The sequence below is a fragment of the Pseudoalteromonas sp. NC201 genome, from assembly GCF_002850255.1.
Taxonomy (GTDB): domain Bacteria; phylum Pseudomonadota; class Gammaproteobacteria; order Enterobacterales; family Alteromonadaceae; genus Pseudoalteromonas.
In genome coordinates, this window is record NZ_CP022523.1 from 615749 (window position 1) to 624039 (window position 8291).

Here is an 8291-nt window from a genome sequence, read left to right on the forward strand (position 1 = left end):
TAATCGTTTGTAATGGGGGTTTACAGAGATAGATTTTGCACTTTTGCGTCATGTAGCGTCATTTGGTGAAATAATATATCTAGTTGTTTTTCATGTTTAGGCTGATTTACGGCTTGCAACAGCTTCAGGTACAACTGTTGTGCCGATATGGGCTGTGAAGCACTCTGCACTCGATAATGTGCTAGGGTATCATTGATCACATTGCTAAATTGCTCATTATCAATGAGCTGTGACACTTCATAAACAACAAGCTGCGATTTACTTTTGGCGTATGGTTGGTGCGTCAATGCTAAGGCGTTTTTCTCCACACCGGACTCTTTAGTACGTGCTAATAAGTAGTCATTTTTAATGCTAGCCAATAGTTGTTGTGTTGCTTTGCTACTCAATCTTGATTTGGTCAGCGCAAACCAAGTTGGCACCCCCTCAGACAGTATGGGGTAACCTGCGGTGTTTGCGATTGCGATATTCTGCCACCAAACCTGAGCAACTGCATCGTGTACGGTGTATTCTAACCAGTCGGAACTGGATGGATCATGATAATTGTTTTGCCAAGCGGACATTTCGGGGATAAGCACTAAATTTGCGCTAACCGTTTGTTCTCCCATACCCTGAGGTAACGCTGCTATTTTTAAGCTGTTGTATGGGTAGGTTCCAAATATTGCTTCGCCTTGTTCAAGTGCATGTTTTGCTCGTTGTATCATGGAATTTAGGATGGTTTCATCGGCGTTAAGGTAAAACAGTTCTATGGGAATATCTTGTCCGGTTTTTGCGCTTGTCCATATAGACTGGTGAATTTTGTATCCGGCGCTCACAATGACAGGATCCCAATGACTCGCGGTCATTGTTTGAAATTCATAGCTGTGGCGCTGTCCTTGTGTTTGGTGTTTCTGTAGATCCCCCGGCGCCACAACTACTTGATTGTTGGGGACGTCAATTTTTAGTTTATAGGTGAGCAGATCGGCGTCGTCGTGTTGGTACAAGTCTAGTGTTTGTGATTGGCTGAAAAAGTCTGGTGCCAGCGGGTCGAGGTTAAACTTCTCTCGTAACACGTTGTCTTTGATGATGTTGTTTTTCTCGAACCCAATGGAGGGCCAAAAACTTGCATCAATATAGCTGGCATTTTGTGTCACTTTGCCAATGTAATCAGTTGCGTGATTACTATAGCCTTGATATTTGACTGAAGCCGTAAAACTGAGCTGACTTTGTTGCTCATGAATGAGAGGCGTATTCAAGCCCCAAACCGAGGCATGATGCGCTTTGTCTAAAGCGAGCAGTGAAAGCGCTTGACCAGAAAGTAAGATTTCATCAAAAGCGGTATAGTTGTTGGTGTTGAGTAGCAACTGCTCGATTGCATTCTGGTGTGAATTAACCAGCGTTAAGTTGGCCGTGTATTGTATAGCGCGCTGATTTGGGTGTAGCGATATGGCAATTTCAGCGTGGCGAATTTTAGGCTGCGGTTGTGTATCGAATTGCCGGTATTGGTTTTCGTAGTCGGCTTGCACAGCATAACCATCGGCTTGTGTTTCAAATTGACCGTTAATGATCATCTCTTGATGAATTGAATAGGCTTGATAGCCAAAAACAGTGCCTGACAACAGCATAATAGCCAGTGATCGCGGTGTAACCTTTTGTGGTAAAGCTATTAATCTTTCTTTAAAAGGTGCAAGCACACCTCGTGTCCACAGCCAGCTACTTAATACTAGCAATACACAATAAAAACTGAGCCAGTAGAGCATAAGATTGAGATCTCTGATGATAAATTGCTCGGTAGATGCAATTTCGGAAAGTTGAGCAATAGATGGCCATGCCCATAAATACATAAAGTTCTCTATCGCGTGAGTTTCATTGAATATCGCAGGAGAAATACAGAGCACCACGGCACATACCTGTGCGGCAACTTTAGACTGAAATAGCCCGTAACTAATGATAGCTATAAACACGTAAGCGAGCATTAATGGCAGCAAAACGAGCATACTCAAATGCAATAAACTTTGCCAATCAGGGTCAAAATAACCTTTTATAAATTGTGTACCCAATAAGCCGGAAATAGGCACTAGCATTAATACGACAGCAACAAAAACAGCGCAGATTATATGGCTTAAAGGAGTTTGCCAATCGGGCGTTGGGCACACAGCGACTAGCTGTGCGGTATTTAGCTGGTGGTCTTTGTGGCACTGATCAACTATAAAAAAAGCGGCGGCAAGCATGGTAAAAATCAAACTGGGATAAATTAACACGGGAAGCAGCGTGTGCGTTCTTGGCAAAATAGCTGCGCTGCCCTCTATGCCTGGCAAACGGTAGCTTAAACCAGCGATGATCAGCATCAACGAAAGCGTTAACATTGATAGGTAAAACGCCTTATTAGTAATGATTTGGCGAGCTTGAAGATAACCGGAGTAGGCGCTGAATTTAAGCCAGTAGACTGTGGCTTTATTGGTTATCAAGGTTAATGGGTTCATATTTAGTTTGCTTGAACTGTGCGTGTGTTGTTGCGCTTTTGCAACGGGTTTTGCTGAGGCTTTTTTGTTGTTACTGATTCTAAATTTCGTTAAATCGAAGCGCCACCATGCAAATGCCAGCAAAGACAATGCGAGCGTTAAGTAGAGCAAACGATTGTAAAGTAATGCACTCTCTAAGTTCAAAAACTGGGTCATTCTTTGCTGTGCGGTCCAGTAAAAGATTTGCCCTTCAACTGTAACCTTACCCAATGGATCAACAATTTGCAGCCAAGGAGCTTGTGGTGCGCCATCACCAAACAAAGCGGTGATAATGACAAACGAGCCAACGGCTATCATCATCGCTGCATAAGCTGGTGTAGCGCGTCCAGTGAGTGCCGTGAGCGCAAACGGAATAGCGGTATAAACAATGCAAGCTGGGAGTACCCAAAGCAGTATAGCGTGTAAAATATGGGGCCATGAAGTTGCTATAAAATCACTATCTGGGTAGAGTCCAAAGAGGCTTGAGATCAGAGGTAAAGTCACCATGGCGATGACAACTGAGCTCATGACTAACAGCACAATAGCTAAACTCGCTAAATATTTACCGATAAAATAGTGTTTGCTATTGATATCAAAACTATATAAATAGTCTGCAGTTTTAGAATTAAGATCCCTGAGTAATGTTGGGACTACCAGTGCGCTACCCACCGTGGCAGCCCAAAATGTGTAGTACATAAACAAGTAGTAGATTGCATATGGCGAGTTGCGTGCAACCCTGCCACTTTGCATGAGAGTATCCCATTCACCGCCTAACATTTCTCGGTAGCCCATGGCTATCATGGCTATTAAACAACCCCAAGTGGCTACGGAGCGTAGTCGATATTTTAACTCAAACAAAAAACTGGTGAACATACATGCTCCTTAAACCGCAAGTTCAGGGACGTAGCTGAAGTAAAAGTCTTCTAGGTCCGCAGTGCTTTGAATAAAGTTTGCGGTGGGTGCGGTGTCGCTTTGGATAGTGGCTTGGATGTTGCCTTTAACAATACGTGTCGAAATCACTTTGTAATTGTCTCGTAGTGTTTTCAACTCATTTCTTGATACTGATTTGTGCCAAATCTGGTGCTCTATTGAGGCGACGAGCTCATCGGGCTTGCCGCGTGCTAGTAGAGTTCCTCGGTTGAGGATCCCCATATCATCACAAAGGTTGGTGACGTCTCCTACAATATGTGTGGAGAGGATCACAATGGCACTGTCAGTGAGTTGGTGCAAAATACTATAAAAGCGGTTGCGCTCTGCTGGGTCTAGTCCCGCGGTTGGTTCATCAACAATGATGACCTTAGGGTTGGTCAATAAAACTTGCGCTATACCAAACCGCTGGCGCATGCCACCTGAGTATGTATCTACCGCTTTATGACAATGCTCTGTGAGGTTAACCAGCTCCAACAATTCATTAATTCGACTTTTTCGTTCCTTGGCATTGTGAATACCCTTTAAACGAGCGAAATAGTCCAGCATATCGGTGGCGGATGCATTTGCATAAACACCAAAATCCTGAGGCAAGTAGCCCAGTTGACGACGGAACTCAGCAGGGTTTGTGAAGATATCTTGCCCATCAAAATATATTTTGCCACTGTCGGGCGTTTGTAGGGTGGCAATGGTGCGCATAATACTGCTTTTACCAGCTCCGTTGGGACCAAGCAGGCCGAACATGCCCTTGCTTATGGTTAAATTGATATCTTTTAGTGCGTGAACACCGTTTGCATACGTTTTTGATACGTCACGAATTTCTAATTCCATTTCATTAGCTTCTGTTGTTGATTTTAGATTGCGACACTGCGCAGTGGCGCCGCTGAATTAGAGGTAAATTGATCCTCTGTTCCAAGTGGCAAGCACAGCGGCTTAGTTATCTGGCCATAGCACTGAGACACAATTGCAACATCAATGTTGAACAGCCGTTTAATGATTTGCTCTGTGACGACTTGTTGCGGTGTGCCATCAGCTATTATCGAGCCATTGTTAAGAGCGATAATTCGGTCACTGAATTGACTGGCTTGATTGATATCGTGTAGCACCATCACAATGGTTTTGTGTTCATGAATTTGTAACTGCTTAAGTAATTCTAAAAGCTGAAATTGATGACCTAAGTCTAGATAAGTCGTGGGTTCGTCTAGGAGTAAAATTTCAGATTGCTGTGCCAAGGCCATTGCTAACCATGCTCTTTGGCGCTCACCACCAGATAAATGCTGTAACGGCTTATGTTGCAACGCGTCAAGTTTGGTCTTTTTGAGCGCCCAAGTAATGGCATCCTGATCATGTTGCGATAATGTCTTGAACATTCCCAAATAGGGAAACCGACCATGACCAACAAGCTGTTTAACGAGCATACCACTTGGAGCTTGTGGACTTTGGCCAAGTAATGCGAGTTTCTTTGCTAGCGTTTTAGGGGACCATTGGTGAAGCGGCTGTTGCTCCAAAGAGATAGTCCCTTGCTGCGGTTGAATGAGTCCGCCAAGTAGTTTAAGTAAGGTGGACTTACCACTGCCATTTGGACCAACAATTGCGGTGATCTGATGACGTGCAATAGAGACCGACAAGTCTTTTAGCACCGGCCTATGTTGATAATGTAAGGTTATTTGATCTGCATTTAACATGATAAATCCTAATTTTGGCGGCGGATCAATAACAGCAAGATGGGAATGCCCATCAAGGTGGTTAGCGTGCCTGTGGGGATCTCCAAAGGAGAGATGAGCGTTCGGCTTGCAATGTCTGCCGCCAGCGTTAATGAAGCCCCAGCTAACATACAGACCACCATCAGGTGGGGGAGGCTGGTACCTAAGCCGAGTCGGTTAAGTAGCACTTTGGCAAAGTGTGGCACAATTAAACCAACGAATCCGAGTGGACCCGTGATTGCGGTGGCACTGGCCGCCAGTGCTACCGCAATCAATAAGCTGATTAAACGCCACCTAGTGACGTTTAGCCCTAAAGTTCGTGCGGCATCGCTATCTAATTGCAGTATCGACAAATACTTTAATAATGCGAAGCAAATAAGCACGCCAACAAATGTCCAAGGAAGAAGCAAAAACAATTGGCTAAAGTCCCTGCCATACAGGCTACCTGCTAACCAAATCAAACTGGTTTCTGTACGATTCCCTCCCCATGCCAAAATGGCCCACATAACTAAAGCATTCAATATTGCGCCTATCGCCACTCCGTTAAGTGCCAATTGATTAGGCTGTAGCTGCTGTCGCCAACTAAGTTTCAACACCAAAGCCGTGGCTAGTACCCCACCGAGCAATGCTACAGCGGGAAGCCAAGCAAAGTTAAAATTGAAATCACTGAAGCCGAATACATGAAGTTGAATATAATCCACTACAAGTAAACAAAGTACGATAGCTAAACTCGCGCCACCATTGACTCCCAATATACTAGGGTCGGCAAGAGGATTGCGGATCACGGCCTGTAAAATTAGTCCTGCCAGCGCAAAATGGATCCCAACCACCATGGCTAACAATGAGCGAGGTAAACGCAGCTGCCAAAGAATATTCGAATCACTATTTTGTGGTATTGAGGAAATCAGTATCTGCCAAACAGATTGCATCGACAGTGGTACAGACCCCATACTTAGCGCGGTAAAAAATAAGCAAATAAGTAGCGCGATGAGTGAGATTAATAAACCATAGAAAGGCCAAGGCTTAATTTCTCGGCAAGCGGATATAGTCATTGTTCGATTCATATAGACGCCTGCTGATAGCGAGATTGGATGAGCCAAACTAAGCTTGGTCCGCCAAACAGCACGCATAGTATACCCACAGGGATCTCCTGATAATTTGCCAGTAAGTCGGACATACTGACAAGCACAGCACCGCTTAGCGCGCTGCCAAATAAGACATAGCGGTACTCATAAGCCAAGTGCTTGGGCAGTAAAGTGCGGCACAAGTGAGGAGCAACCAGCCCCACAAAAGCGATGGGGCCCGTAACAGCCACGGTGGCAGATGTTAGCACAACGGCAACGGTGAGCGTTTGAATACGCCAGCGTTTTACACTTCCCCCAATACTGTTTACGACATCGCTATCGAGTTGTAAAACGGTGAGCGGACGGGCTAAAAGTGCACATAAAATAAGACCGAGTAATGCGATAGGAGCTAATAACGAGACATGTTGCCAAGTGCGATTTGCAACGCTGCCAAGCAACCAATAAAACAGCCCTCTAGTGTCAGTGCTTACCGAGATTAATAGCAAAGTTGTTGCGGCGGCGCAAAACAGAGAAACGCATAAACCAGATAGAATAAGATTCACAGGCTCTAGTTTTTGCTTCCAAGAAAGCCATAGTGTGACTGACATCGCTAAAGCACCGCCAAATATACCCGCTATAAATTGGAAGTAGGTACTTAAACCGGTAAAAGTGAGGACCAGTACAATAGCCAATGCGGCTCCAGAAGAGACGCCGACGAGGCTTGGGGATGCGAGCTCATTTTGTGTTACTGCCTGAATAATGGCTCCTGCTATGCCAAGTGTTGTACCTGCAATGATAGCCAATGTTAGACGAGGTAGTCTCAGCTCCCAAACGACAAAACTAGCTTGTGACTTTGACGGGTTAATAAGTACTGACCAAACTTCTTTTAATGTGAGCTGATAGTCGCCGATTGTTAAAGACAGCAGTAGGCTGAGTAGTAACATACATACGCCGATTAGATATAAGCCAGTGGGCGTTGTAGCGAAGCGAGGTCTCTCTGAGTTAATCATAGCGTGCTTACATTACCTGCTATAAATGACCAAATTGCATTGGTGTGGCCCGTGCTTTATTAGCTAGGTCGCTTGGTGGGGCAAATTGGTCAGGGTGCAATAGATGCGCTAATTCTTGTAAGACGAGCCTTCTAGCAATTGGGCCGTGAGGCATCACGTAATGGTCTGCGACTCGGTAGGCGCGGCCATTGGTAACGGCTTTGAGCTGCTTCCAAACTGGATGTGATTTAAAGGGCCCAGATTCGCCTTTGAAGGAAATAATTACATCAGGGTTAAGCTTTAACAACGACTCCATCGAAATCGGGGCGGAATCAAGCTTTTTTAAGTCCGGCTGTGGAGAGGTGCCGACGCTATTTTTACCTTTGAGGGTCGCCATCATTTCAACGGTAAAATGATGGTCGTAAAATGCATAAGGTACATCTGACCAATGCCACAAAAACACCACAGATTGTGCTTTTAGAGGTGCAGTTGCAAAATGCTTGAGCTGCTCTGCAAATACTCGATTTAATTCAGCACCTTCTGCTTCCTTGCCCAGCGCTTTAGCCGCAGAGATTATAGCCCGATCTGAGTCGGATTTGGTGACCAAGTCATAAGCTAAAAAGGGACTGATTTCCTCAAATTTGGCTTCAAATGGCTCGGTGTAGGTACGCAGTCCGATGGTGAGATCGGGTTGTAGCGCAGTCAACACTTCCAAGTTCGTCTCATGAATTTCACCAAGATCTAGCATATGTTTAGTTTGCTCACCGAGGTAGGGTGACATCTGATGATTGAGTGTTGAGATCGCTACAGCTTGCATACCTAGAGCACTGAGTAAATCAGCACCAAATACGGAGACAGCGGCGACCTTTTTGGGTGAAGTGTTAATAGTAACAAGTTTGTCGCGGTCATCTTTCACTACGACAGGAAACTGAGCATTAACGCTGAGAGACGATAATGTTGATAAACATGCACAAAATAGCAATATGAAGCGACGCATTAGCGTTTCCTTGCGAATAATTGAGTTGGTTTAATAGGTACATTTTGCAATGCTTAAAAACCCAGCACTACCCACATCGGATTTGTAATCCCCAAAAGAGATAATTTTAACAGCGCTGGAAGAAGGAGCTGTGG

6 protein-coding genes are annotated in these 8291 nt (G+C 44.8%); all 6 read right to left on the reverse strand.

All coding sequences use genetic code 11. The features are described from left to right. Positions 1-20: 20 nt before the first annotated feature. The 6 genes from PNC201_RS20595 to PNC201_RS20620 are packed head-to-tail and all read right to left on the reverse strand — an operon-like array spanning position 21 to position 8157. A complete protein-coding gene (locus PNC201_RS20595; protein WP_102058256.1) occupies positions 21-3350 on the reverse strand; it encodes a hypothetical protein in 3330 nt (1109 codons plus the stop codon). A gap of 9 nt (positions 3351-3359) precedes the next feature. Beyond that, positions 3360-4235 carry an ABC transporter ATP-binding protein gene (locus PNC201_RS20600; RefSeq protein WP_102058257.1) on the reverse strand — a complete coding sequence of 292 codons (876 nt, stop codon included), beginning with the start codon at positions 4233-4235 and terminating at the stop codon, positions 3360-3362. Positions 4236-4258: 23 nt separating this feature from the next. Then, positions 4259-5089: an ABC transporter ATP-binding protein gene (locus PNC201_RS20605; protein WP_206471746.1), complete on the reverse strand. Its 831-nt coding sequence runs from the start codon at positions 5087-5089 to the stop codon at positions 4259-4261. Positions 5090-5097: 8 nt separating this feature from the next. Continuing rightward, positions 5098-6171: a FecCD family ABC transporter permease gene (locus tag PNC201_RS20610; protein ID WP_233525301.1), complete on the reverse strand. Its 1074-nt coding sequence runs from the start codon at positions 6169-6171 to the stop codon at positions 5098-5100. Then, a complete protein-coding gene (locus PNC201_RS20615) occupies positions 6168-7181 on the reverse strand; it encodes a FecCD family ABC transporter permease (RefSeq protein WP_102058259.1) in 1014 nt (337 codons plus the stop codon). Before PNC201_RS20615 ends, PNC201_RS20610 begins: the two co-directional genes overlap by 4 nt. 19 nt (positions 7182-7200) lie before the next feature. Continuing rightward, positions 7201-8157, reverse strand: a complete 957-nt coding sequence (locus tag PNC201_RS20620; RefSeq protein WP_102058260.1) for an ABC transporter substrate-binding protein — start codon at positions 8155-8157, stop codon at positions 7201-7203. Between the last annotated feature and the right edge of the window lie 134 nt (positions 8158-8291).

Bases quoted from the DNA above. Each gene is read 5' to 3' on its own strand.
- PNC201_RS20600 (WP_102058257.1), bottom strand. From the start codon at position 4,235: ATGGAATTAGAAATTCGTGACGTATCAAAAACGTATGCAAACGGTGTT.
- PNC201_RS20615 (WP_102058259.1), bottom strand. From the start codon at position 7,181: ATGATTAACTCAGAGAGACCTCGCTTCGCTACAACGCCCACTGGCTTA.
- PNC201_RS20620 (WP_102058260.1), bottom strand. From the start codon at position 8,157: ATGCGTCGCTTCATATTGCTATTTTGTGCATGTTTATCAACATTATCG.
- PNC201_RS20605 (WP_206471746.1), bottom strand. From the start codon at position 5,089: ATGTTAAATGCAGATCAAATAACCTTACATTATCAACATAGGCCGGTG.
- PNC201_RS20595 (WP_102058256.1), bottom strand. From the start codon at position 3,350: ATGTTCACCAGTTTTTTGTTTGAGTTAAAATATCGACTACGCTCCGTA.
- PNC201_RS20610 (WP_233525301.1), bottom strand. From the start codon at position 6,171: ATGAATCGAACAATGACTATATCCGCTTGCCGAGAAATTAAGCCTTGG.